Origin of the sequence: Sphingomonas sp. CFBP 13728 (assembly GCF_014841895.1) — a bacterium.
Taxonomy (GTDB): Bacteria; Pseudomonadota; Alphaproteobacteria; order Sphingomonadales; family Sphingomonadaceae; genus Sphingomonas.
Map to the genome: position 1 here is coordinate 659365 of NZ_JACYUS010000001.1, position 25534 is coordinate 684898.

General features: G+C 65.5%; 16 protein-coding genes and 1 tRNA gene. 10 read left to right on the forward strand and 7 right to left on the reverse strand.

The annotated features are described in order from the left end of the window. Positions 1 to 14: 14 nt before the first annotated feature. Positions 15 to 770 carry a queuosine precursor transporter gene (locus IFT67_RS02790; protein WP_192144956.1) on the reverse strand — a complete coding sequence of 252 codons (756 nt, stop codon included), beginning with the start codon at positions 768 to 770 and terminating at the stop codon, positions 15 to 17. A gap of 61 nt (positions 771 to 831) precedes the next feature. On the opposite strand from IFT67_RS02790, the gene IFT67_RS02795 reads away from it, so the two are divergent. Continuing rightward, positions 832 to 908 (forward strand) — tRNA-Arg (locus IFT67_RS02795). Between the two features lie 89 nt (positions 909 to 997). Here the strand turns inward: IFT67_RS02795 and IFT67_RS02800 are convergent. Continuing rightward, a complete protein-coding gene (locus IFT67_RS02800; protein ID WP_192144957.1) occupies positions 998 to 3853 on the reverse strand; it encodes a TonB-dependent receptor in 2856 nt (951 codons plus the stop codon). A gap of 353 nt (positions 3854 to 4206) precedes the next feature. Here IFT67_RS02800 and IFT67_RS02805 point away from each other — a divergent pair, with 353 nt between their 5' ends. Both IFT67_RS02805 and IFT67_RS02810 read left to right on the forward strand, forming a co-directional pair. Continuing rightward, complete coding sequence (locus tag IFT67_RS02805) at positions 4207 to 5022, forward strand: SGNH/GDSL hydrolase family protein (protein ID WP_192144958.1); 816 nt, start codon at positions 4207 to 4209, stop codon at positions 5020 to 5022. 9 nt (positions 5023 to 5031) lie between these two features. After that, the gene (locus IFT67_RS02810) at positions 5032 to 6657 is read left to right on the forward strand and encodes an alpha-L-fucosidase (RefSeq protein WP_192144959.1); all 1626 of its coding nucleotides are present in this window, start codon (positions 5032 to 5034) and stop codon (positions 6655 to 6657) included. A 459-nt stretch (positions 6658 to 7116) separates the two neighbouring features. Here the strand turns inward: IFT67_RS02810 and IFT67_RS02815 are convergent, their stop codons facing one another. The 3 genes from IFT67_RS02815 to IFT67_RS02825 are packed head-to-tail and all read right to left on the reverse strand — an operon-like array spanning position 7117 to position 11927. Continuing rightward, entirely contained in the window at positions 7117 to 9999 is a 2883-nt protein-coding gene (locus IFT67_RS02815) for a glycoside hydrolase family 31 protein (RefSeq protein WP_192144960.1), read from the reverse strand. Between the two features lie 36 nt (positions 10000 to 10035). Beyond that, positions 10036 to 11658: a DUF5597 domain-containing protein gene (locus IFT67_RS02820; protein WP_192146390.1), complete on the reverse strand. Its 1623-nt coding sequence runs from the start codon at positions 11656 to 11658 to the stop codon at positions 10036 to 10038. An 11-nt stretch (positions 11659 to 11669) separates the two neighbouring features. Further along, positions 11670 to 11927: a hypothetical protein gene (locus IFT67_RS02825; protein WP_192144961.1), complete on the reverse strand. Its 258-nt coding sequence runs from the start codon at positions 11925 to 11927 to the stop codon at positions 11670 to 11672. 116 nt (positions 11928 to 12043) lie between these two features. Here IFT67_RS02825 and IFT67_RS02830 point away from each other — a divergent pair, with 116 nt between their 5' ends. Genes IFT67_RS02830 through IFT67_RS02850 form a run of 5 tightly spaced genes read left to right on the forward strand, consistent with a single transcriptional unit; the run spans position 12044 to position 17184 of the window. Further along, positions 12044 to 13213, forward strand: coding sequence for a fumarylacetoacetate hydrolase family protein (locus IFT67_RS02830; protein ID WP_192146392.1), 1170 nt, complete (start codon positions 12044 to 12046; stop codon positions 13211 to 13213). Between the two features lie 4 nt (positions 13214 to 13217). Then, positions 13218 to 14003 carry a D-xylose 1-dehydrogenase gene (gene xylB / locus IFT67_RS02835; protein WP_192144962.1) on the forward strand — a complete coding sequence of 262 codons (786 nt, stop codon included), beginning with the start codon at positions 13218 to 13220 and terminating at the stop codon, positions 14001 to 14003. A gap of 1 nt (position 14004) precedes the next feature. After that, the gene (locus IFT67_RS02840; protein WP_192144963.1) at positions 14005 to 14883 is read left to right on the forward strand and encodes an SMP-30/gluconolactonase/LRE family protein; all 879 of its coding nucleotides are present in this window, start codon (positions 14005 to 14007) and stop codon (positions 14881 to 14883) included. Between the two features lie 43 nt (positions 14884 to 14926). After that, a complete protein-coding gene (locus IFT67_RS02845) occupies positions 14927 to 16342 on the forward strand; it encodes a sugar porter family MFS transporter (protein WP_181321085.1) in 1416 nt (471 codons plus the stop codon). Further along, positions 16342 to 17184, forward strand: coding sequence for an aldose 1-epimerase (locus tag IFT67_RS02850; protein ID WP_192144964.1), 843 nt, complete (start codon positions 16342 to 16344; stop codon positions 17182 to 17184). The genes IFT67_RS02845 and IFT67_RS02850 overlap by 1 nt, the downstream gene beginning before the upstream one ends. A gap of 72 nt (positions 17185 to 17256) precedes the next feature. On the opposite strand, the gene IFT67_RS02855 is transcribed toward IFT67_RS02850, so the two are convergent. Together IFT67_RS02855 and IFT67_RS02860 are read right to left on the reverse strand one after the other, a co-directional pair. Then, positions 17257 to 19035 (reverse strand): dihydroxy-acid dehydratase, encoded by a 1779-nt coding sequence (locus tag IFT67_RS02855; protein WP_192144965.1) that lies wholly within the window; start codon positions 19033 to 19035, stop codon positions 17257 to 17259. Positions 19036 to 19099: 64 nt separating this feature from the next. Beyond that, positions 19100 to 20191: a LacI family DNA-binding transcriptional regulator gene (locus IFT67_RS02860; protein WP_192144966.1), complete on the reverse strand. Its 1092-nt coding sequence runs from the start codon at positions 20189 to 20191 to the stop codon at positions 19100 to 19102. A gap of 178 nt (positions 20192 to 20369) precedes the next feature. Between IFT67_RS02860 and IFT67_RS02865 the strand changes: the two genes are divergently transcribed. Both IFT67_RS02865 and IFT67_RS02870 read left to right on the forward strand, forming a co-directional pair. After that, positions 20370 to 21923, forward strand: coding sequence for an aldehyde dehydrogenase (NADP(+)) (locus tag IFT67_RS02865; RefSeq protein WP_192144967.1), 1554 nt, complete (start codon positions 20370 to 20372; stop codon positions 21921 to 21923). Between the two features lie 314 nt (positions 21924 to 22237). Then, a complete protein-coding gene (locus IFT67_RS02870; RefSeq protein ID WP_192144968.1) occupies positions 22238 to 25360 on the forward strand; it encodes a PAS domain-containing protein in 3123 nt (1040 codons plus the stop codon). Positions 25361 to 25534: the final 174 nt, after the last annotated feature.

The following is a 25534-nucleotide window of genomic DNA, read 5'->3' on the forward strand; positions in this document are numbered from 1 at the left end:
TCAAGGTCGAGGCGTCAAACCCGGGTCCGGAACGGCGAGAAGTCCGTCCCCCGGTCGTACACGTCCACCCCCTCGCGGCGCTTTAGCCACCCCACCGCGACATAGGTCAGCGGCGTCAGCAGTACCTCCCAAGATACCTTGAGCAGGAACTGGCTGACCATCACCATCAGCATCGCCTCCACCGGCCAGTCCGGCGCGCCGTAGAACGCGAGCGGGTAGAAGATCAGGCTGTCGAACGCCTGCCCCACGATCGTACTCCCGATCGTCCGCGTCCACAGCATCCGCCCCTGCGTCCAGATCTTCATCCGCGCGAGCACGAAGCTGTTGGCGAACTCGCCCACCCAGAACGCGCAGATCGACGCGAACACGATCCGGGGCACTTGGCCGAAGACCGATTCGTATGCCGCCTGCCCCGTCCACCCGGCATCTGGCGGCAGCGCGACGACGACCGCCGACATGAACACCATGAACAGCATCGCGCCGAACCCCGCCCAGATGCAGCGCCGTGCGTACGCATAGCCGTACACCTCGGTCAGGACGTCGCCGATCACATAGCTGACCGGGAAAAACAGGATGCCGGCACCGAACGGCCACGCGCCGATAAACGGTAGGTCGATCACCGCGCGCTTGGCCGCACCGATCACGTTCGACAGCAGCAGGATCGTGACGAACGCCGCCATCACGAAATCGAAATAGCGAAACTGCGAACCGCTGACCGCGATCGCGACAACCGGCTCCGGCCGCCGCGCTTCATCCGTACCAATAACCATGCAGACCGTTATGATCGAGGTTCCAAGCCCGCACAATCCGCGCTAGTCGTCGCCGCAGCGCGCGCCCGTAGCTCAGCTGGATAGAGCAAGGAGCTTCTACCTCCTCGGTCGGGGGTTCGAACCCCTCCGGGCGCGCCAACCGCTTTCCAAATCTCGAACCCGTAAAAAAAATGGCCGGATCGTGAGATCCGGCCAGTTGGGGAGAGAAGGTTAAAGAAGGAAGGCGATCAGAAGGTGATGCGCGCGATGCCCGTGATCTGGCGATCGCTCATGATCGAATCGCGCGGGCGGGTGGTTACGCCGTAGAACGTCGAGCGCACGGTGTTGGTCAGATTGACCCCGGCCAGCGTCAACGAGAAGTGCGGCGTCACGTTGGCGGTGACGGACGCATCGAGCTGGCCGGACGGCTTCTGGAACACCGGCAGGTTACCCGAGCCGTTGCTCGAGGTCGTCACCAGATACTTGCTACGCCAGTTGTAGGCGGCACGTGCCGAGATAATGCCGCGCTCGTAGATGCCGATCAGGTTGTAGTTGTACTTGGACAACCCCTGCAGCGGCAGCTGACGGACCGGACCCTCGGTCGCGGGGCTTGGTGCCTTGGAGTCGACAAAAGTGAAGTTTGCCTGTGCGCCGAGCCCAGCGAGAGGCCCTGGCAGGAAGTCGAAGAACTGCTGATAAGCGACTTCGGCGCCCTTCACCTTGGCGTTGGCGACATTGCTGTACGACGTGACACTGTAGTTCGCGGTCAAGCCGTCGGTGAACGTCACCGCGCGGTTCGAAATCCCGGTCTGGATATAATCCGAGATGTCCTTGTAGAAGCCCGCTACGGTCAGCGAGCCGGTCGGTGCGAAATACCATTCGGCCGATGCGTCGAGGTTCTTCGACGTCATCGGTTTCAGATCTGGGTTGCCGCCCGACGTGTACTGAAGCTGCGCGATTTGGGCGCGACCCGGCTCGGTGATGTTGAGGCTCGGGTTCAGTTGGTTGAGATCCGGGCGAGAAATGTTCTTCGAAAGCGCCAGACGAAGCTGGAGCTTTTCGGTGAGATGCGCCCGGACGTTCAAGCTCGGCAGGACGGACGTATAGTCGTCCTTGTTGCCGGCCGCGACGAAGGTCGTCGGTCCCGTGACCTGCGCCGTGCCGCCCGGTGGCGTGATCAGATCGGTCTGCTGATAAAAGCCGGCGACTGCGAGCTTGGTCTGGACGACGCGCACGCCGATGTTACCGTCGATCGGCACCGGCAGGTCAGCGGCGTTGAAGAACGCGGTGGCATAGCCCGTATAGGTCTTCTGCGACTGCGTCGTCGTGCTGCTCGGCAAGTAGCTCGGCAGCGTCGTAATGCCGAGGGTGGCGAGCGTAGCGTCGTAATCCTGCGTGATACCGCGCGAGAAGAGCAGCGCGTTGCCGAACAGGTCGGCGTCACCACGGAAGAACTTGCTGAAATCGGCGAATTCGAGCTGTGACGGCACGCTGTTCAACCCGGTATAGCGATAACCCGTGTCGCTGTAGCGATTGCTGCGGTCTGCATAGCGCACGCCAAGCTTGATCGACCGCAGCACGCTGTTGTCGAACTTGTACTCGCCATCGAGGCGCGCCGTCTTGTCCTTGCCGCGCGAACGGTTGAGGTTATCGAGATAAAAGGCCGAGGCGTAGGTCGCCGCGTTGGTCAGGCCTTGGGGGGTCGTGATCTGGAACGACGGTACGTCGCCCGTGATGTCTTGGGTCAGCGTACCGTTACCGGCGCCGTTGAGGCCGACGATGGACCGCGTCCGGGTGGTCTTCGAATCCACATACTGACCATCTGCGGTGATCGTCAGATTGGGGGTGGGACGCCATTTGCCGTTCAACGAATAATCGATGGTCGTCGAATGGCGATTCTCAAGACTGGTATTTGCCGCAGTGCGGATGTTCTGGAACGTCCCACTCTGGAAATCGCCGTTCGGTGCAAAGGTGAACGGCGCACCGGGCAGCGGCGAGACATTGGTCGCACCTTCGGCCGGCTGCGCGAAATAGCTGAAATCGTCGTAGCGGAACTTGTAGTCGTTGCGAAACAGCTCGCCCGTGAATTCGAGCGTATCGGTCGGGCGCCACTGCAGCGACGCATCGATGCCGAAGCGACGACGGGCACCGTTGACCTGGCCAATACCCGTGCCACGCGGCAGGGTCGTGACCTGACCGGTACGGCCGAGCGTCGCGAGCGATGCGATAGACGCTGCGCGAACGACAGGATCAGGGTCGTTAGGGTCGAGCGTGTTGAACGGCTCGGTCGAGATCGTGTCCTGGCTGAACACGGTCTTCTGGTACGAAGCGCTGACCAGCACGCCGATCTCGCCGATGCCGGTCTTCCAGCGATCGCTGAGCAGCACCGACGCGGTCGGCTGGCTCTTGCGCGCGAGGTCGTAATAGGTGTTCGCGGCCCCGGCCGAGATCTTGAAGCCGTCGAAGTCGAATGCCTTGCGGGTGCGGAGGTTGATCGTGCCGCTCAGCTGGTCCTCGATCAGGTCCGCCGACGGGTTCTTGTAGACATCAATGCCGGCGAGCAACTCTGAGGGAATGTCCTCAAGGCTCAGCGACGTACCGGTGCCGCTGGCCGTGAAGATGTCGCGGCCGTTGAGTTCGGTACGGACCTGCGTCAGGCCACGGATCGCGACCGAGCTGCCTTCGCCGTAGTTGCGGGTTACCTGTATGCCCGAAATGCGCTGCAACGCTTCGGCGACATTGCGATCGGGCAGCTTGCCGATATCCTCGGCGACGATCGAGTCGACGATCTGGTCTGAGTTGCGCTTGATCGCCTGCGCGCTGCGGAGGCTGGCACGGACGCCGGTCACGACGATGTCCTCGCCGCCGGGGGCCGAGGCCGCCTCGACCGGCTGGCCGGCATCGCCGCTCGGTGCGGTAACCGCGCCGCTGGTGGCCTGCGCATCGGGTGTCGCCTGTGGTTCGGCAGCCGGAGCAGTAGCAACGGGAGCAGCAGGCGTCGCATCCTGCGCGGATGCGGCTGGCGTCAGGCTCAGGGCCAGCACGGCGGCGGAGGACCCGGTGAGCAGACGAAGCGCGATCTCGCGCTGCGAACGGACGAACATGACAAACCCTTTCAACACATCGATTGACCACGCCACGCTGCCGTGTCGCCGCCGATTGCTTCCCGGGGCAGTTGCGTTCCGGGTACGCGGAATCCCGCGTCAAGTTTCGATGGTACGGCTCGGATCGACGACCCTGCCCGTTCCCTCCTTCGACCTCTTGAGCTAGCGTTAGCGCTAACGGCCTTGATTTGTCATATCACGAAGTTTGCGGTTGTGAAGAGGGATTCCTCGCGGGATATTCCCCTCGGATAGGGTATAGCGTCGATGGTAGCCGTAACTTTTGGTTATAATAGATTAAACTCCGTCATCTTCGGAGATTGTCGGACATGAAACGGTTTGGGAGACGGCTGCATATGATCAAAACACGATTGCTACGTGCGGTATGCGCGCCGTTGCTCGCGGGCTGCGCGCTGCAGCCCGGTATCGCGCAAACCCGGATTCCAGGCGATCCTTACACCGGCGATCCGGTCGGGATCGTCGCGGATCCCTGCCCGATCCACCCCCGGCCGACCGACGGCGCCGGCTGGGAACAGTGGAAACTGCACATGCTGACGCGCGATTTCGCCCAGCGCTGCCGCTACGCCGCGCAGAACGCAGCGCTGCTCGGCTCGGGTGAGAAGGTGCGCGTGGTGTTCATGGGCGATTCGATCACCGACAACTGGATCGGCGCGGATGCCGCATTGTTCACCGCCGGCCTCGTCGATCGCGGGATCAGCGGGCAGACCACGCCGCAGATGCTGGTCCGCTTCCGCGCCGACGTGCTCGCGCTGAAACCGCGCGCGGTTCATATCATGGCGGGCACCAACGACATCGCCGGCAACACCGGCGCGGCAACGATCGAGACCGTGCAGGGCAATATCATGACGATGGCCGAACTCGCGCGCGCGCACGGCATCAAGGTGATCCTCGCCTCGATCCCTCCCGCCGCCGCGTTTCCCTGGAGCCCGGCGATGAAGCCTGCGCCGCAGATCGTCGCGTTCAACACGTGGCTGCGCGGTTATGCCGCGAAGAACGGCTTCACCTATGTCGACTATCACGCCGCGCTTGCAGGGCCCGATGGCGGCATGAAGCCCGGCTACGCAACCGACGGTGTCCACCCGACGCCACAAGGCTATGCCGTGATGAAGCCGCTCGCGCGCGCCGCGATCGCGAAAACCCTCGGTCGGTAAGGACAGAAGATGGATTTCAGCAGGCGGTCGGTTCTTGCCGGCATGGCGGCGCTCGGCGCGGCGCGGGGAGCGGTTGCGCAAAGCCCGATGGGGCTCGCCGCCGGGCCGGTGAAGCCCGAATGGTCTTCATTAGTCAGCGCGTATCGCTACCCCGACTGGTTCCGCGATGCGAAGCTCGGGCTATGGTCGCACTGGGGGCCGCAAGCGGTGCCCGAGCAAGGCGATTGGTATGGCCGCTTCCTGTATATGCAGGGCCATCCGATGTACGAGCACCACCTCAAGACGTACGGTCATCCGTCGAAGACCGGCATGATGGACATCATGAACCGCTGGACCGCGGACCGCTGGGATGCCGACTCGCTGATCGAACGCTACAAGAAGGCCGGCGCGAAATACTTCATGTCGCTCGCCTGCCATCACGACAATCTCGACTGCTACGACAGCCGTTATCATGCTTGGAACACGCTGCGGGTCGGCCCGAAGCGCGACGTCGTCGGCATCTGGGAAAAGGCGGCGCGGAAGGCGGGGCTGAAGTTCGGCGTCTCGAACCATGCCGCGCACGCCTGGCACTGGTACCAGACCGGCTACGCCTATGATCCGACCGGGCCTTTGAAGGGCGTCCGCTACGACGCGTCGACGCTCCGGAAAGCGGACGGCGCGGGCAAATGGTGGGACGGCCTCGATCCGCAACAACTCTACACCGGCGCGCACATGGCCACACCCGACGGGATCGACAGCATCGCGGCGATGAACGCGTGGCATGAGGCAAATGATGGCCAGTGGATGGAGCACGGCCCCAAGGATGCGCCCGGCTATGCGGCAAAATGGCTGCTCCGCCAGACCGACCTGATCGACAAGTACAAGCCCGACATGGTCTATTTCGACGATTACGAACTGCCGTTCGGACCAATCGGGCTCGAATCCGTCGCCGACTATTACAACCGCTCGATCGAATGGCACGGCAAGATCGACGTCGTCCTCACCGCCAAGAAGATCCAGCCGGCGCACCGCTTCGGTTTGGTCGAGGACGTCGAGCGCGGCTATACCGACCATATCTGGGACGAGCCGTGGCAGACCGACACGTGCCTCGGCGACTGGTTCTACAACGTCGCCCGCCTCCGCGACAAAAGCTACAAGAGCGCGCCCGAGGTGATCCAGCGGCTCGCCGACGTGGTGTCGAAGAACGGCAATCTGTTGCTGTCGGTGCCACAGCCGGGCGACGGCTCGATCGACAGCGAGGTCGAGCATATCCTCGACGGCATGACCGATTGGGTGGCGATCAACGGCGAGGCGATCTTCGGCTCGCGACCGTGGCGGCGATATGGCGAAGGGCCGACGATCCTGCCGACGGGGATGCAGAACGAAACGGTGAAGCCGTTCACGCCGAGCGACATTCGGTTCACGACCAACAAGGGCGCGCTCTACGCAGTGTTCCTCGGCTGGCCCGAGAGTGCGGCGACGATCGGCTCGCTGGCGCGGACGGTGAATGGCGGCGTGGTCGAAAGGGTTACGCTGCTCGGCGGCGGCGTGATTGCGCATCGGCAGGACGCGAAGGGCCTGCATGTGACGATGCCGTCGAATACGCGCGGGCGGTTCGTGCCGGTGCTGAAGTTGGAAGGTCGCGGGCTGGTCTAGGTCCGCCGCCCGCCAATTTGACGAGATACCATTCCAACAAAACCCCCTCCCCGGCGAAGGCCGGGGCCCAGTTGGAAAGGTCGCAGTAACTAAGCGATCCGCATTGTTACCGCCGTCGCCCAACTGGGCCCCGGCCTTCGCCGGGGTGGGGGTATTCTCGTGATGAGGGGGTCTTTTTCGGAACGTCTGCCCCCTCCCCCGTCCTGCCGGGCTCATTCCGGCATCCACCGCGCCGCACACTCTACAAACCGTAAGAGCATGTGACGCTAGTTCCCCGCGAAAGCGGAGGCCCAGGGTTACGAGCGATGGCGTACGTAGCTCTCACACCCCGCCTTCGTGGAAGACGGGTATTGGCAGGCCAGTCTTACCACGCTCCGACTGAGCTTCGGTCCGCGGCATCCTGGATGCCGGAACAAGCCCGGCATGACGGACGGGGCTCCCGACCGCCCAGCCCAGCCCTTATTTACCGGGCCTCTTCACCTCCACCGCAGCTCCGCGATACGTCACCGTCGCATCGCCCGCCCCATCGAGATCGAGCGGACGCCCGGCCGTCATCCACCGCACCCGAACCGTCCGGCTCGCAGGCATGGCCTTATACCCCTGCCCTTCACGCGCGCCGAGCGTCACGACGCCGGTCGTATCGTCGTACGTCACCGGGATCCGGCTGTACGCGCCGCCGCGATACTGCTCGCTGGTGCCGTCATCCTCGTACAGTCCGAAGCTGCCGTTCGCGCCGGTGTAGACCGACAGCGTCAGCGGCGCGTCGGGCTTCTGGTCGACATATTGCGTGACCGGCCCCATCGGCACGATCGCGCCCGCCTTCACGAACAGCGGCATCCGCTCGAACGGCGCGGCCACCGTGACCGTCTGCCCGCCGCGATACACCTGACCGGTCTGGAAATCATACCAGCTCGCGGTCCCCGCCGGCAGGTACACCGCGCGTGACCGTGCCTTGTACTCGGTTACCGGCGCGACGAGGAAGCTGTCGCCGAACAGATATTCGTCGTTCACCTTCCGCGCCTGCACGTCGTTCGGATAGTCCATCACGAGCCCGCGCATGATGCTGCCGTCCTTGAACCACGTGTCCGCCGCGACGGTGTAGATATACGGCATCAGGCGGTAGCGAAGCTGGTCGTACCACACCATCGACTGCCGCATCGGCGAGCCTTCCGGCGAAATCTCGTAGATCTCGCGGTACGGCGCCTCGCCGTGGCTGCGGAACAGCGGGCTGAACGCGCCGAACTGGAACCAGCGCAGGTTCAGTTCGCGCCACTCGTCGAGGTTCACCGCGGTCGCCGTCTTGCTCGAATAGCGATCCTCCAGCGCGAACCCGCCAATGTCGTGCGTCCAGTTCGGGATGCCCGACATCGAGATGTTCACGCCCGCGGAGATCTGCGCGCGCAGATCATACCAGCGGCTCGCGACGTCGCCGGACCACACTGCGGCCCCCTCGCGCTGCAACCCGCCAAACCCCGAGCGCGTCAGGATGAACGGTCGGACGTCGGGCTTGTACTGACGCCAGCCGTCATAGACCGCGCCGACATGCACCAGCGGATAGCTGTTGAAATATTGCGCGCCCGGCCCGGCCGCGGTCGGGCCCATCGTCGCGATCCGCTCGGGGATCGACAGGTTCGAATGGATATCGGGCTCGCTCGCATCGAGCCACCACGCGTCGGTGCCGATCTTCGCGAGGCTGTCCTTGATCTGCCGCCAGTAGATCGTCCGCGCCTCGGGTGCATACGGATCGTAATCGGTGTTCGCGTAGCCCTTGCCGACCCAGTCCATGTTCTTCACGTCGAGGTTGTTGCGATAGGTATAGCCCTTCGCCGCAAGCTCCTTGTAGTTCTCGGTCGTCGGATAGAATTTCGGCCAGACCGAGATCATGAAGCGCGCGTTCATGTCGTGGATCTTGTCGACCATCTTCTGGGGCTCGGGGAAACGCGCCTTGTCGAATTCGTGGCTGCCCCACGCATTCTCGGGCCAGTAGAACCAGTCCTGGACGATGTTATCGAGCGGGATCTTCAGGTCGCGATACTTCTTGACGACGTCGACGACCTCACCTTCCGTGTTGTACCGTTGGCGCGACTGCCAGAAGCCGTAGGCCCATTTCGGCATCATCACGGCCTTGCCGGTCAGCGAACGATAGCCCGCGACGACATCGTCCATGTCCTTGCCGGGCACGTACCAATAATTGACCGACTTCGCGATATCGCTGGTGAACCACACCGAATGGCGATCGGGCGCGGCCAGCGGGTCGTTGTGGAGAAGCGCGATGTAGCCTGCGTTCGGCTCCCACTCGATCCGCACCTTGACCTGCTTGCCCTTGGTCATCGGCAGGTCGAAGTTCGCGTACCAGGGGTTCCAGTTTTGGCGCCAGCGGTTCAGCACCTCCTTGCCGTCCGCGAACACCTTGAAATAGCTCGAGCCGTAGAGCTGGAACTTGTGCACGCCGCTAACGTCCGGCGTCACGTCGCCGGTCCACACCACTTTCTGTGTCTCGACAGCGTTGCCCGCAGTATTCTGGCCCCCGGTCGCGGCGACCGTCTGCGCCTTGGCGGCGGCGGGCCACTTCGCCTGATCCTTGATATACTGGTAGTTGATCGACGCTTCCTGCTGCGTCACCGCCAGCCGGTTGCCTAAGTAATATTGCGCGGTGAAGCCCGGCTTGCCGCCACTCGTGACCTTCAGGCCATCGGTGCCGACCAGCGAATAGGGGCGCGGATTGCCGAAGCGGGTGATGCCGTCGTTATCCCACAACAGGCCGTAGTTGCGCGTCGAGACGACGAACGGGACAGCGATATCCATATTGTGCTGCGCGAGTTCGACGTCCTCGCCGTTATAATCCATCTGCGCGTTCTGGTGCTGGCCGAGCCCGTACAGCCCCTCGTCGGTACCGCGATTGAACTGCTGCGACGCAACGACGAACGGCTTGCCGTCAGCTTGGGTCTTGGCGAACGCCGGCGCGGCGGCGTGATCCAGCACGACCTTCCCGGCCTTGTCGAGAAAGCGGACTCGGCCGGTCTTCAGGTCGACCTCGGCGGTGTCGCGCGACGTCGCGACCAGCACGCGCTTGCCCGATCGCGTGACGGTGTACTCGCCCGCGATCGGCGGTGTCGGCACCATCAAGCTGGGCGCAGTCGTCACGCGCGTCGGGCTGGCGACGACGTGGATGATCCCGTCACCATGCACCGTCACCTCGATCCAGCCTGCCGGACCGCTCGACGGCGCAACGCCGATCCCGTTGGTGATCGTCTCGAAACCACCCTTGGCAACCTGCGCTTCAGCCAAGGCCGGCGTGAGTGCGCTGCCCGCGAGCAGCGCCGCAAAACCGAAAACCTTCATCAGCATATTCCTTAAAATCGTCGAGCCAAGAGCTCGTTATTTGTAGCTGCCCATGGTCACCTTCAGGATGACCGGCGTGATGAGATTGATACCGTAATCGGTCTGATCGCCGTTCCAGATGCGGCTCATGACCCAGCGCCCGTCGACCACGCGACCTTCCTCTACGCGGAATACGGAGCCGTTCTTCGGGCCATCCTTCGCGGTACCGAAGTTCAGGCGGACGTGGTCGCCGACCACCAGGAACTCGTTGGGCGACAGATGCGCGACCGCGACGCCGCCGACCGCCTCCTTCGCCCAGGCGGGCGGCTCGGACTTGATCCAGGTCCAGTCCTTCTGCCCGAACTGCCATTCGCCATAGCTCGTGCCGATCGTCCAGTTGCCCATCGTCGTAATCTGATTGGCGCCGTCATCCGGCTTGGCCGCACCCCAGGTCGGATGTTCGAATGCGATCTTCGCCCAGTCGCGCGCCATCGACGACAGCACACCGTATTTCAGGCCGATCGCATCGACCGTCTCGGGATCGAGCGCCTTCGCGCCGAGCGGATAGTTGAAGTACCCCGTGTCATCCATGCCGAACGGCGCATAGCCGATTGCGCCGTGTCCGAGCGTCGCCCAAAAGAAACGCGCAAATTCCTTCGCGTTGCCGATCTCGGGGACCATCAGCGCGTTGTCCGGCCGCGCATACGCATCGAGATACAGCGCCACGTGTGCGGCATCGCGGTCGTAGATATCGGGTGCCGCAAAATCGATCGCAGGCGCCGCCGCCTTCCAGATATCGAGCACGTCCTGCTGCGGCCCGCCGCTCGCGACGCCGGTCGGATCCGGGACGTTCGACGGCCCGGCGAGCGACGCGTTGACGTACATCGGCAACGGCTTGATCGCCTTGCCCGCCGCCGCGATCTCATCGACGAACCGCGCGGTATGCCAGGTGTTGAACGCGCGATCCGCCTGCGCACCGAACATCTGCGTCCAGCTTCCGCCCGGCTTCTTCAACGCCTTCGCCAGTTCGGCAGGCACGGGTTTCGCGAACACCGCATTCGCCTGCGGACCGTAATCGCGCGGCGAACGATAGCTGCCGACCTCGTTCTCGGGCTGCACCATGATCACCGTGTTCTGCGGGTCGTGCGCCTTGAGGTATTTCATCACCTCGACGAACGCGCGCTTGTCCGCCTCCAGCGTCGCGCGGAACATCGGCGAGTGGACATAATGGTCCGTCCCGTCCTTCGCCTTCATCCGCGGAAAGCGCTTGTTATCGGCCTTGAACCAGTCCGGCGTGTAGCCCGGCGAGGTGTTCTTCCACGTTCCGAACCAGAGCAGCACGACCCGCTTGTCATGCACGCGCGCCTGATCGAGCAACGTCTGCAGGAACGAGAGATCGAACTTGCCTTCGACCGGCTCGACCTGCTGCCACGCGATCGGGATCTCCACCGTGTTCGCGTGGATCCGGTCGAGCAGCGGCCACACCTGCGGCAAGGCCGACGCATAATTGCTGCTGTTGTTGACCTGCCCCGCGAGCATCAGGAACGGCGCACCATCGACCATCAGCGCATGCCGGCCGTTCTTCGTCACCATGCGTGGGATCTCGGTGGTGGTCTGCGCAGTCGCGACGGTGGAAATTATCGACGCCGACAGCGCCAGCCCGGCGAGCACGCTCTTCATACGAACCATCTTCAATCCTTTTGCGCAAAGGCGCGGTCGGCACAGCCGATCCCCCGCCCCTCGGTATCGGTGCCGATATACACGCGATAATTGCCCGCGAAGCCGTCGCGGACGGTGCAGAATGATATCGCTATCATCAAAATTCGAGCGTTGCCGGCTTCGAGTTGCACATGGCGATCATCATCCTCTCCCAGTTCCCCGCCCAGTTGCTTGCGGCAACGGTGTCCGTGCTCTTCGCACATATCATTTGTAAGATTAATGTCGTTCATTTACGGTTTGCGCAAGCCCGATCGGCATCAGCTTCGCGCAGCGGGATGCCACATTGGGGACTTGACGCTGTCGCTGCGCAGCATACGGTACCGCTAACAAACCTGGAGGGGATTACATCGTGGAGATCGCATTCGCATCGGCATGGGCCTTGCCCGCCGATTGGGAACAGGCGGCGTTGCTCGGCCGAATCGACCTGGGCGACGGGCCGACCCCGGTCATCGTCCGTGGCGGCCGCGTGTATGATATGTCGTACGTCGCGCCAACCGTCGCCGATCTGATCGCGAGCGGCAAGTTCGATGCTGCTGCCGGCACCGATCTCGGCCATCTCGACGACCTGTCGCTCTCACCCGATGCCACCTCGGACGTCCGCCTGCTGAGCCCGATCGACCTCCAGTGCGTCAAGGCTTCCGGCGTCACCTTCGCCGTCTCCGCGCTCGAGCGCGTGATCGAGGAACGCGCGCGGGGCGATGCGTCGGCTGCCGTTGCGGTCCGCGCGCGCCTCGAAGAGCGCGTCGGTGGCAGCATCCGCTCGGTCGTACCCGGCTCGCCCGAAGCCGCCGCGCTGAAGGCTGCGTTGATCGAAGACGGCATGTGGTCGCAATATCTCGAAGTCGCGATCGGCCCCGACGCGGAGATCTTCACCAAGAGCCCTACGCTTTCCACGATCGGCTGGGGTGGCGAGATCGGCATCCGATCCGACTCCACCTGGAACAACCCGGAGCCGGAAGTCGTCCTGATCGTCGACCGCACCGGCAAGACCGTCGGCGCGGCGCTAGGCAATGACGTCAACCTGCGCGATTTCGAGGGGCGCTCGGCGCTCCTGCTCGGCAAGGCGAAGGACAATAACGCGTCCTGCTCGATCGGCCCGTTCATCCGGCTGTTCGACGATAATTTCGGCATGGACGACGTTCGCGCCGCGCAGATCGCGCTGACGATCGAGGGCGCCGAGGGCTACCGACTCGACGGCAGCAGCTCGATGGACCAGATCAGCCGCGATCCCGAGGAGCTCGTCCGCCAGGCGATGAGCGAGCATCAATATCCCGACGGCTTCGTGCTGTTCCTCGGCACGCTGTTCGCGCCGACGCAGGACCGCGACGAGCCCGGTCGCGGTTTCACGCATGCGGTCGGCGACGTCGTCACGATCTCCAATCCGAAGCTCGGTGCGCTCGTCAATCCGGTGACGACGTCGAAGGACGCGGCACCGTGGGACTACGGCATCGGCGATCTCATGCGCAATCTGGCAGGCCGGGGCCTGCTCGCGCCCACCAAGAACCAGGGAGCGTAAGCCCGTGTTGCAGAAGACCCAAGCCGCCGACCAGACGGCGATCTATCCCAGCCTCAAGGGCAAGCGCGTCTTGATCACCGGCGGCGCGTCGGGGATCGGTGCAGGCTTGGTCGAGGCGTTCGCACGGCAGGGCGCGCACGTCGCGTTCGTCGACATGGCCGAGGACGCGGCGAACGCGCTGATCGAAACGCTGACGCCCGACGTCGCGACCGCGCCGATCTTCGCATCGCTCGACCTGCGCGATATCGACGCCCTGAAAACGACGATCGCCGGAATCGAAGACCGGCTCGGCGGGATCGACATCCTGATCAACAACGCCGCCAACGACGATCGCCACAGCATCGAAGAGGTCACGCCCGCCTATTGGGATGAGCGGATGGCGACCAACCTGCGCCACCTGTTCTTCGCAGGCCAGGCCGTGGTGCCGTCGATGAAGCGCGCCGGCGGCGGCGTGATCCTCAATTTCGGTTCGATTTCCTGGCATCTCGCGCTGCCTGAGCTGCTGATCTACCAGACCGCCAAGGCCGGCATCGAGGGCATGACCCGCGCGATGGCCCGCGACCTCGGTGGCGACGGCATTCGCGTGAACACGATCGTCCCCGGCAACGTCGAAACGCCGCGCCAGCTGAAATGGTACACGCCCGAGGGCGAGGCGGAGATCATCGCCGCGCAGTGCCTCAAGACCCGTGTCCAGCCCGCCGACGTCGCCGCGCTGGTGCTGTTCCTCGCGTCGGACGATGCGCGGATGTGCACCGGGCATGATTATTTCGTCGACGCCGGCTGGCGCTGACATGACGAACGAGATCACCGCGGAAAGCGTCTGCGACGTCGGCGCGACGCTCGGCGAAGGCCCGATCTGGATCGCGCGCGACGCCGCACTCTGGTTCGTCGATATCAAGGCACCGTGCGTGCACCGGTTCGATCCGGCGACCGCAACGCTCGACACGTGGGAAGCGCCCGATCAGGTCGGCTGGGTGATCCCCACCGACGATGGCGACTTCCTCGCGGGGGTCCGCGGCGGCCTCCACCGGTTCGATCCGGCAACCGGCGCGTTCGAGCATCTTGCCGCGGTTCACCCCGAAACACCCGGCAACCGCCTCAACGACGCGGCACGCGATCCCTCGGGCCGTGTCTGGTTCGGGACGATGGACAATGCGGAGGCGGACCTCACCGGCCATGTCTATCACTGGCATGACGGCGCACTGACCAAGACCGATATCCCGCCCGTCGCGATCACCAACGGCCCGGCGATCTCGCCCGATGGCCGCACGCTGTACGCGGTCGACACGCTCGGCAAGACGATCAGCGCGTACCCGATCGACGCCGATGGCACGCTCGGCGCGCCGCGCGTGTTCCTGACGGTCGGGCCGGACGACGGACACCCGGACGGCGCGATCTGCGATTCCGAGGGCGGCGTGTGGGTCGGTTTCTTCGGCGGCTGGGCAGCGCGACGCTATGCCGCCGATGGCAGCCTTACCGATATCGTCCGCTTCCCGGTGGCCAACATCACCAAGATCGCACTCGGCGGTCCCGATGGTCGTACTGCCTATGCGACGACCGCGGCCAAGGGGCTCGACGACGACGCCCGCGCGGCCCAGCCGCTCGCCGGCAATCTCTTCACCTTCCGCGTCGCCGTCCCCGGCGTGCTCGTCGACCCCATCACACTATAATGCGCAAAACGCCGCCAGAGCGTTGCACCAGAGAGGAAAACCAATGACCATTGCGGCAGATTCCGGCCAACACGTGAACCGAGCGCTTATCGCGATGATCGTCATCGTCGCGACGATCGGCGGGTTCATGTTCGGCTATGACTCGGGCGTCATCAACGGCACGCAGGCGGGGCTCGAAAGCACGTTCGCGCTGTCGTCGCTCGGCACCGGCTTCACCGTCGGCGCGATCCTGATCGGCTCGTCGGTCGGCGCGTTCATGGCGGGCAGGCTCGCCGACAATCTCGGCCGCCGCAACGTCATGATGATCGCCGCCGTGCTCTTCATCATCAGCGCTTTGGGCGCCGGCGCCGCCACCTCGGCGACGATGTTCGTGCTCGCGCGCATCATCGGCGGGCTCGGCATCGGTGCCGCCAGCGTGCTCGCGCCGGTCTATATCTCCGAAGTCGTGCCTGCGAACGTCCGCGGCCGGCTGTCGAGCGTACAACAGATCATGATCATCACCGGCCTGACCGGTGCGTTCGTCGCCAACTGGTATCTCGCGCGGATCGCCGGCTCGTCGACCGCGCTGTTCTGGCTCGACTATCCGGCGTGGCGCTGGATGTTCTGGATGCAAGTCATCCCCGCCGCGATCTATCTCGTGACGCTGTTCCTGATCCCCGAAAGCCCGCGCTTCCTGGTCCTCAAGGGGCGCTACGACGAAGCCGAGACCGTCCTGACGCGCCTGTTCGGTGCCACCGAAGCCAAGCGTAAGGTCGCCGAGATCCGCGGTTCGCTGTCGGCCGACGCGCATCGTCCCAAACTGTCCGACCTGATCGACAAGGCGAGCGGCAAGATCCGTCCGATCGTCTGGACCGGCATCGGCCTTGCGATCTTTCAGCAGTTCGTCGGCATCAACATCGTGTTCTATTACGGTTCGGTGCTGTGGCAGTCGGTTGGCTTCAGCGAGAGCGATGCGCTGCTGATCAACATCCTGTCGGGCTCGCTGTCGATCGTCGCGTGCCTGCTCACCGTCGCGCTGGTCGACAAGGTCGGGCGCAAGCCGCTGTTGCTGATCGGGTCTGCTGGCATGACCGTCACGCTTGCGATCGTCGGCATCTGCTTTGCCAGCGGTGCGATCGTCGAGGGTTCGCTGCGCCTCTCCGACCAGAACGGCCTGATCGCGCTGATCGCAGCCAATGCCTATGTCGTGTTCTTCAACCTGAGCTGGGGCCCAATCATGTGGGTGATGCTCGGTGAGATGTTCCCGACCCAGATCCGCGGTTCGGGTCTGGCCGTCGCGGGCTTCGCACAGTGGTTTGCCAACTTCGCGATCTCGGTCAGCTTCCCGACGATGGCGATCTCGCTCGGCCTGTCGCTCACCTACGGCTTCTACGCGCTTTCGGCGTTCGTCTCGTTCTTCTTCGTCTGGAAGATGGTCTCCGAGACGCGGGGTCGCGAGCTCGAGGACATGGAGGGCTGATGCTCCACCTCGAAGCGGGCGACTGGAAGGTCGCGCTCCAGCCGGAACTGGGCGGCACGATTGCCGCCCTCACCTTCCAGGGCCGCGATGTGTTGCGGCCGACGCCGGCGGGCGCGACCAACCCGCTGGAAACCGCGTGCTTCCCGCTGGTGCCCTACGCGAACCGCATCGCCGACGGCCGGTTCCTGTTCGCGGGGGAGTCGTACGCGCTTCCCCGCAACATGGAGGGGCAGGATCATCCTTTGCACGGCGTCGGCTGGCTGTGCGGCTGGGACGTGCAGGCGACGGATGCGGGCTCGGCGGTGCTGATCCATACGCATGAAGCCGACGCGAACTGGCCGTGGTCCTACCGCGCCGAACAGCATGTCTCGCTCGATGAGTCCGGCCTTCACGTATCGCTGTCGGTCCGGAACACCACCGACCGCGCGATGCCCGCCGGCCTGGGTTTCCATCCCTATTTCCCCGCCGATGCCGAAACGCGCCTGAGCTTCGACGCGAAATCGGTCTGGCTTGCCGACGACGCGATGCTCCCGACCGAGCGTGCCGGCGCGAACCAGTTGGCCGATTGGTCGTCGGGCGAAACGGTCGTACGCTCGACCTTGATCGACAACGCCTATGAAGGCTGGAGCAAGGACGCGACGATCGCGACGCGTGACGACACCATCACGCTGACGGGCGAGGGCACGCCCTATCTCCACGTCTTCACGCCGCCGGGTCTCGGGTTCTTCTGTGCCGAACCGGTGAGCGACATGCCCAACGCGCTCAACCTGGCGGACCCGACGATCCTGGCGCCGGACGAGACCCGGACGATCGCGATGTCGCTGACGATCGCGCGGGGCTGAACAAAGCGCATCCACCGTCGTTGTCAGGATGACGATGAGGGGGCAGGACGCCGTGCGCTGCCCCCCAAGCCCTCAGTGATTATGCCGGGGCGTCTTCGCCGAAATCCCGCGATACTTCACCGCGAAGTCGAGCACGCCGCCCTCGGCGAGCTGCCCGGTCTTCTCGCGGTACAGTTCCTCCCACGGCGTATTGCTCTCGGGCACCGGTGGCAGCCCCTCGCCCTTGCGTCGCGCGATCTCGTCCGGCTCGACCAGTGCGTCACACGTGCCCGCGACCAGATCGATCCGCACCACGTCGCCCGTCCGGATCCACGACAGTCCGCCGCCGACCGCACTCTCAGGTGAGACGTTCAGGATCGAAGGGCTGTCCGACGTCCCCGACTGACGCCCGTCGCCGAGCGTCGGCAGCGCCAGCACGCCGCGCTGGATCAGTGCGTCGGGTGGCTGCATGTTGACGACTTCCGCCGAGCCCGGCCAGCCGATCGGTCCCGCGCCGCGGATCACCAAGATACAGCCCTCGTCGATATCGAGCGCAGGATCGTTGATCCGGTGGTGATAATCGTCCGAACCCTCGAACACGATCGCCCGCGCCTCGAACCGATCTTCCGCGCCCGGCGTCGACAGATAGCGCGCGCGGAACGCCGGCGAGATCACCGAGGTCTTCATGATCCCGAAATCGAACAGATTGCCCTTGAGCACCAGGAAGCCCGCGCGCTCCATCATCGGTGCGTCGAACGGCTTGATCATCTCGCGGTCCCGCGTCTCGCGACCGGCGATGTTCTCGCCGATCGACCGGCCGGTGACGGTCAGGCACGACGTGTCGAGCTTCCCGCCCGCGATCAGCTCGTGAAGCACCGCCGGCACGCCGCCCGCGCGGTGAAAGCGCTCGCCGAGATACTTGCCAGCCGGCTGCATGTTGACGAGCAACGGAAGGTCGTAGCCGTGATCCGACCAGTCCTCCGGGTACAGCGTCACGCCGGCATGCTGCGCCATCGCCATGATGTGCGGCTGCGCGTTGCTCGATCCGCCGATCGCGCTGACGACGCGGATCGCATTGAGGAAGCTGTCGCGCGTGAGTATCTTCGAGGGGCGCAGATCCTCATACGCCATCTCGACGATCCGCCGGCCGGTCTCGTACGCCATCTGGCCGCGCTCGCGGTACGGCGCCGGGATCGCCGCGCATCCGGTGAGCGACAGACCCAGGGCTTCCGCCACGGCGTTCATCGTCGAGGCCGTGCCCATCGTGTTGCAATGCCCCGCTGACGGCGCGCTGTCGGTGGCGCGGTTGAGGAATTCCTCCTCGTCGATCTCACCCGCGGCCAGCTTGCGCCGGCTACGCCAGATCACCGTTCCCGAACCGACCAGTTCGCCGTCATGCCAGCCATCGAGCATCGGACCGCCGGACAGCACGATCGCGGGGATATCGACCGTCGACGCCGCCATGATCCCCGACGGCGTGGTCTTGTCGCAGCCGGTGGTCAGCACGACCGCGTCGATCGGATAGCCGTACAGCGTCTCGACCAGCCCGAGATAGGCGAGGTTACGATCGAGCGCCGCCGTCGGCCGCCGGCAATTCTCGAAGATCGGATGGACCGGAAACTCCATCGCGATGCCGCCTGCGTCGCGGATGCCGTCACGCGTTCGCTTGGCGAGTTCGAGATGGATGCGGTTGCACGGAGAAAGGTCGCTGCCCGACTGAGCGATGCCGATGATCGGCCGACCCGAGCGCAGTTCCGCCGGGGTCAGCCCGTAATTCATGAAGCGTTCGAGATACAGCGCGGTCATGTCCGAGCGGGCGGGATCGGCGAACCAGTCGCGCGATCGGAACGGCTTCACCGGTACACGGTCCACTGCAAACTCTCCTAGACGCGGTCTATTATTCGATGGGAGCGCTACCGCGACCACCGGGAGTCGGTCAAGCGCGCACGCTCGCGGGTGGGCGGCGGCGCGGTGCCGCATCCGACTGCCGCCGGACCAGCGTATAGTCGAGCACGACGTGGCCGTTGTGATCCTTGCCGCCGCCACGACGATGCGAGATCGCCGCCACGAGCAGTTCGACCGCCGCGCGCGACATGTCCGCGATCGGCTGGTGGATGGTAGTCAGCTCCGGCCAGATCGTCGTCGCGAGCGCGCTGTCGTCGAACCCGCACACGGTCAGGTCGCCCGGCACGTCGAGCCCGCGGCGATGCGCGACCGCGACGCTTGCCGCCGCCATGTCGTCGTTGCTCGCGAAGATCGCGGTCGGCGGATCCTTCGCGTCGAGCAGTTGCTCCGCCCCGTCGAGCCCCGATCGATAGGTGAACAATCCGCCGACCACGAGGGAATCGTCGGCCGGCAGCCCTGCATCCACCATCGCCGCCAGATAGCCCTGGTGGCGCAGTTCGCTCGCCGTCTGGTTCGGATTGCCGATGATGAACCCGATTCGCGAATGCCCCAGTTTGACGAGATGTTCGGTCATCGCGCGTGCCGCCTCGAAGTCGTCGATCGTGACCGCCGCCGACCCGCTCGGCGGCGAGCCGGTCGCCACGACGACGGTCGGCACGCCAGCCTCCGTCAGCACGTCGAGCACGGCGCGTGAATCGCACAGCGGTGGCGGCAGGATCACGCCGTCGATCCCGCTCTCGATCATGTGCCGTGCCACCTCGATCTCGTGATCGCCGATGTCGCATTTCTCGACGACAAGTTGCACGTCGCTGCGGCTCGCCTGTTCGAGGCTCCCGACGAGGAACTCGCTGAGATAGGCCGAACTCGGATTGCTGTAGAGCAGCCCGATCCGCATCTGTCCGCCACCGGCAAGGCTGCGCGCGGCACGGTTCGGGGCGTAGTGAAGCGTCACGATCGCGGCGTTGACCGCGTCCCGGGTCGCATCGCGCACCTTGGCTTCGCCGTTGATGACGCGCGATACGGTCATCGGCGAAACGCCGGCGAGCGCCGCGACGTCGGAAATAGTCGGTGCTCCGCTCCGGCGTCCGGTTGCGGTGCGCGGCTTGCGCGTGATGGTCCCCATCACCGACGTCTAGCAGGGGAATGCGGGATAATCAGCCTGCAATCGATATCATCGGGCACATCGCCGTCGGAGCAAGCTTGGGTTGCGTGTTATCGCTCCCAACCTTACTTCATGGCCAGCATCATTCGCGGTCCTGCCCTCGATCGGCATGACCGCTCCGAACGCTTGGAGATTTGACATGGACGGTACCTTCCCGATCGGCGCGCGCGCCGTAAGCAGCGACGTCACCTTCCTCGCGATCGATCCGTCGACCGACGCGAAGATCGAGCCCGCCTTCGCCGTATCGAGCGAGGCCGATGTCGCCGAGGCGTGCAAGCTCGCCGAGGCCGCCTTCGACACCTTCCGCGAAACCGACCCCGAAACGCGTGCGAAATTCCTCGAGACGATCGCCGACGAGATCGAGGCGATCCACGAGCCGCTCGTCGCCCGTGCGATCCAGGAAAGCGGCCTGCCCCGCCCACGCCTCGAAGGCGAGCGCGGCCGTACCACCGGCCAGCTCCGCCTGTTCGCCAAGCATCTCCGCGCTGGCACCTGGGCCTCGGTCATCATCGACGAAGCACAGCCCGATCGTAAGCCCGCCCCCCGCGCGGACCTGCGCCAGCGCCGCATCGCGGTCGGCCCGGTCGCGGTGTTCGGCGCCTCGAACTTCCCGCTCGCCTTCTCGGTCGCTGGCGGCGACACCGCCTCCGCACTCGCCGCCGGTTGCCCGGTCGTGGTCAAGGGGCACCCCGCGCATCCCGGAACGTCGGTGATGGTCGGCAAGGCGATCCAGGCCGCTGTCGCCAAGTGCGGCCTGCCCGAGGGCGTGTTCTCGCTGGTCCAGGGTCCGGCGAACGAACTTGGCGCCGCGCTCGTCAAGGACGCGCGCATCAAGGCGGTCGGCTTCACCGGCTCGCGCGGCGGTGGCCTTGCGCTGGTGGCACTCGCCGCAGCCCGCCCCGAGCCGATCCCGGTCTATGCCGAGATGAGCAGCGTCAACCCGGTGATCCTGTTCCCCGCGGCGCTTGCGGCGCGCGGCGAAGCGCTCGGCAAGGCCTATGTCGGCTCGCTGACGATGGGCTCGGGCCAGTTCTGCACGAATCCCGGCATCGTCGTCGCGGTCGACGGGCCTGACCTCGACACCTTCGTCGACGCCGCCGCCGCTGCGCTTGGCGAAGCTGCGCCGCAGGTCATGCTGACCCCCGGCATCCATGCCAGCTACGACCAGGGCGTCGCCGCGCTCGCCGGTCACGACGCGGTCGAGACGCTCGCGCGCGGCACCGAGGCCGAGGGCGCCAACCGCGGTCGCGCCGCGCTGTTCTCGACCACCGGCAAGGCGTTCGTCGCCGATCCGGCGTTGTCGCACGAAGTGTTCGGGGCGGCGTCGATCATCGTCCGCTGCACCGATCTCGCCGAGGTCCGACAGGTTCTCGAACAGGTCGAGGGTCAGCTGACGATCACGCTGCAGATCGACGAAGGCGATTACGCCGACGCTGCGACGCTGGTGCCCGTGCTCGAGCGCAAGGCTGGTCGCATCCTGGCGAACGGCTGGCCTACCGGCGTAGAGGTTGCCCCGGCGATGGTGCACGGCGGCCCTTTCCCCGCAACGTCGGACCCGCGCACGACCTCGGTCGGTACGGCTGCGATCGAGCGCTTCCTGCGCCCGGTCTGCTACCAGGATCTGCCCGATGCGTTGCTGCCGAAGGCGGTCAAGCACGACAACCCGCTCGGCCTGCCACGCACCGAGGGCTGATCGGATGAGAGAAGGAAGGGCGCGCTGCCGAACGGCAGGGCGCCCTTCCTTGTTCTCCCGCGAAGGCGGGAGCCAGTCTGGGTCCCCGCCTTCGCGGGGAAACATGCTTGGAGATCGGTTGCTCCCCCCCCCCGCACCACCCCGGCGTAGGCCGGGGCCCAATTGGGTGAAGTTGTCAACGGAGCGTCACCCGTCGTTACTGCCACCTTTCCAATTGGGCCCCGGCCTTCGCCGGGGTGGTATGAGGGAGGGGCAGAGCTTCCCAAACACCCCTAATCATTGACAGGCGCGCGCCGCATACCCACTAGTCCGGCATGACAACGCCTGACTCGTCGCGCACCATTTCCCTGCCCGCAGACCTCGGCAGCTACATCGACGAATTGACCGACGGAGGGCACGGCGACACCGCCGCCATCGTCCGCACCGCGCTCGAGCAGATGCGCGACCGCGACGCTGCCTTGGCCGCACCAGCGGAAATCCTGATCGGCGGCGGCGAATGCGGGATGCTCGTCCGCCAGCGCGACTGGAGCGCGACGTCGCTCGGCCCGATCGACTCGTGGCCCGCCGAGCTTCGCGTCACGCTCGCCAACATCCTCAACTCGCCCGTCGCCAAGGTCGTGATGTGGGGACCCGAGCACATCATGCTCTACAACGACAGCTACCGTGCCGTCGCAGGTGACCGCCACCCGGCCGCACTCGGCAGCCCGGTCGCGACCGCGTTCCCCGAGGTGTGGGACTGGAACCGCGCGGTCCTCGAAGCAGGCCTGCGCGGCGAGACCGTCGCCTATCGCGACCAGCCGATCCTGTTCCAGCGCCCCGACGGCCCGGAGACGCTGACGCTCGACCTGTTCTATACGCCCGTCTACTGCGCCGGTGGCGCGGTCGGCGGCGTCCTGTGCACGATGGTCGACAATAGCGGCCGGGTCGAAGCCGAGCACCGCCTCGCCGCCAGCGAAGCCGAACTCCGCCGCGTCACCGACGCCGTGCCGATGCTGATCTCGTACATCGACCGCGACCACGTCTACCGTCTCGCCAACGCGCAATATGACGAATGGCTCGGCGTCGCGCCCGAAACGATGATCGGCAAACCCGTCCGCGAAGTGCTCGGCGACGCGGTCTACCAGGATCGCCGCCCGTCGTTCGAGCGCGCGCTGGCGGGCGAAAGCTTCATCGCGCAGACCGTCTTTCCGCACCGCGACGGACGCCCGCGCCGCTCCGAATTCCGCTATGTTCCGCATGTCCAGGCGGACGGTTCGGTCGCCGGCATCTACGTGCTCGGCATCGACGTCGAGGACCGCGCCGAACGCGAGGCCGCACTCGGCATCAGCAACGGCCGCTTCCGCACCGCGATGGATGCGGTCCACGGCGTGCTCTGGACCAACAGCCCCGACGGCCGGATGATCGGCGAGCAACCCGGCTGGGCGACGCTCACCGGCCAGTCGATCGACGAGTACCAGAATTTCGGCTGGGCCGACGCGATCCACCCCGACGACGTCGCATCGACGATCAAGGCGTGGACCACCGCCGTCCTGAACAAGTCGATGTTCGTGTTCGAACACCGCGTCCGCCGCCATTGCGGGGCATGGCGCACGTTCGCCGTCCGCAGCCTGCCGATCCTCGATTCAGGCGGCGAAGTCGTCGAATGGGTCGGCGTCCACACCGACATCACGCATCAGCGCGCCGCCGAGGCCGCCTTGCGCGAACAGGCCGAAGCGCTCGCCCGCCAGGTCCGCCACCGCGAACGCGCCGAGGATCAGCTCCGCCAGCTCAACGAGACGCTGGAGGCGCGTGTGATCGCCGAGATCGGCGAGCGCCGAGAGGCCGAAGCCAAGCTCGCGCAGTCGCAGAAGATGGAGACCGTCGGCAAGCTTACCGGCGGCGTCGCGCACGACTTCAACAATCTGCTCCAGGTGGTCTCGGGCAATCTCCAGCTGCTCGGCAAGAACCTCGCCGGCAACGAGCGTGCGGAGCGCTGGGTCGCCAACGCGATGGCCGGCGTCACGCGCGGCTCGAAGCTAGCCTCGCAGCTGCTCGCGTTCGGGCGTCGCCAGGCGCTCGAGCCGAAGGTCGTCAACGTCACGCGGTTCGTGCGCGGGATGGACGACATGCTGCGCCGCGCGATCGGCGAAGGCGTCGAGATCGAGACGGTGGTCGGCGGCGGCCTCTGGAACACCTTCATCGACCCCGCGCAGATCGAGAACGCGCTGCTCAACCTCGCGATCAACGCGCGCGACGCGATGGAGGGCCAAGGCAAACTCACCATCGAACTCGGCAACGCCCACCTCGACGACGCCTATGCGCGCAGCCACGAGGAGGTCGAAGCCGGGCAGTACGTCCTGCTCGCGGTGTCCGACACCGGCAGCGGCATGAGCCCCGAAATCATCGAAAAGGTGTTCGAACCGTTCTTCTCGACCAAGAGCGAGGGCAAGGGCTCGGGCCTCGGCCTGTCGATGGTCTATGGCTTCGTCAAACAGTCCGGCGGGCATGTGAAGATCTATTCGGAGGTCGGCGAAGGCACCACGATCAAGCTGTATCTGCCGCGCGCGATGGAGAGCGAGGACGTCGAGGTCGTCGCCGATGCGGGGCCGATCTGCGGCGGCACGGAGACGGTGCTGGTGGTCGAGGATGACGACGAGGTCCGCACCACCGTGGTCGAGCTGCTGACCGACCTCGGCTACAGCGTCCTGAAGTCGGTCGACGCGGCGAGTGCGCTCAACGTGGTCGAGAGCGGCGTGCCGATCGATATCCTGTTCACCGACGTCGTGATGCCCGGAACGCTGAAAAGCCCGGAACTCGCGCGCAAGGCGAAGGAGCGGCTGCCCAATCTCGTGGTGCTGTTCACGTCGGGCTATACCGAGAATTCGATCGTGCACGGCGGCAAGCTTGATGCCGGCGTCGACTTGTTGTCGAAGCCGTATTCGCGCGAGGCGCTGGCGCGGAAATTCCGCGAAGTGCTGGCCAATCGGCAGCGCGGCGACTCGCCTGCCGCCAAGGTCGCGCGCGATGCGCGGATCGAGGCGGAGCGACGGCTCGACGCGTCGGCGCGGCGCACCGTCCTGCTGGTCGAGGACGACGAGATGATTCGCGCGAACACGGCCGAGATGCTGCAAGGCAGCGGCTTCGTGGTGGTCGACGCGGCCAGTGCCGAAGACGCGATGACCGCGCTTCAGACCGTGCCGATCGACGCACTGGTGACCGATATCAACCTGCCCGGCGTATCGGGACCGGACTTCGCCCGCACTGCGCGCGCGCTGCGGCCGGGCGTGGGGATCGTCTTCGCGAGCGGCGACACCGCGTCGGTCGAGGGCGATACGGATGCGATCATGCTGGAGAAGCCGTATGGGCTCGACGCGCTGACGGCGGCGGTGCTCGCCTCGTTGGGTGAGACGGCGCTGGCGGAACCGCTTGCGGCTGACCGGGTGGATCCGGCGGAGTGAAGTAGGTCGGGAGTTTGACGACCCTCCCCAGTCAAGGGGAGGATCGTCGGAAGGACCACCTGTTTCCGCGAACATTCCTGAAGCTTAGCGCCGCGGCAAAGCCGCGTCGTCGGACGGGGCTTTTGGCCCCGCCGGCCGGGCGTGATGCCGGATCCGCGCCGGAGCTTTCGCTCC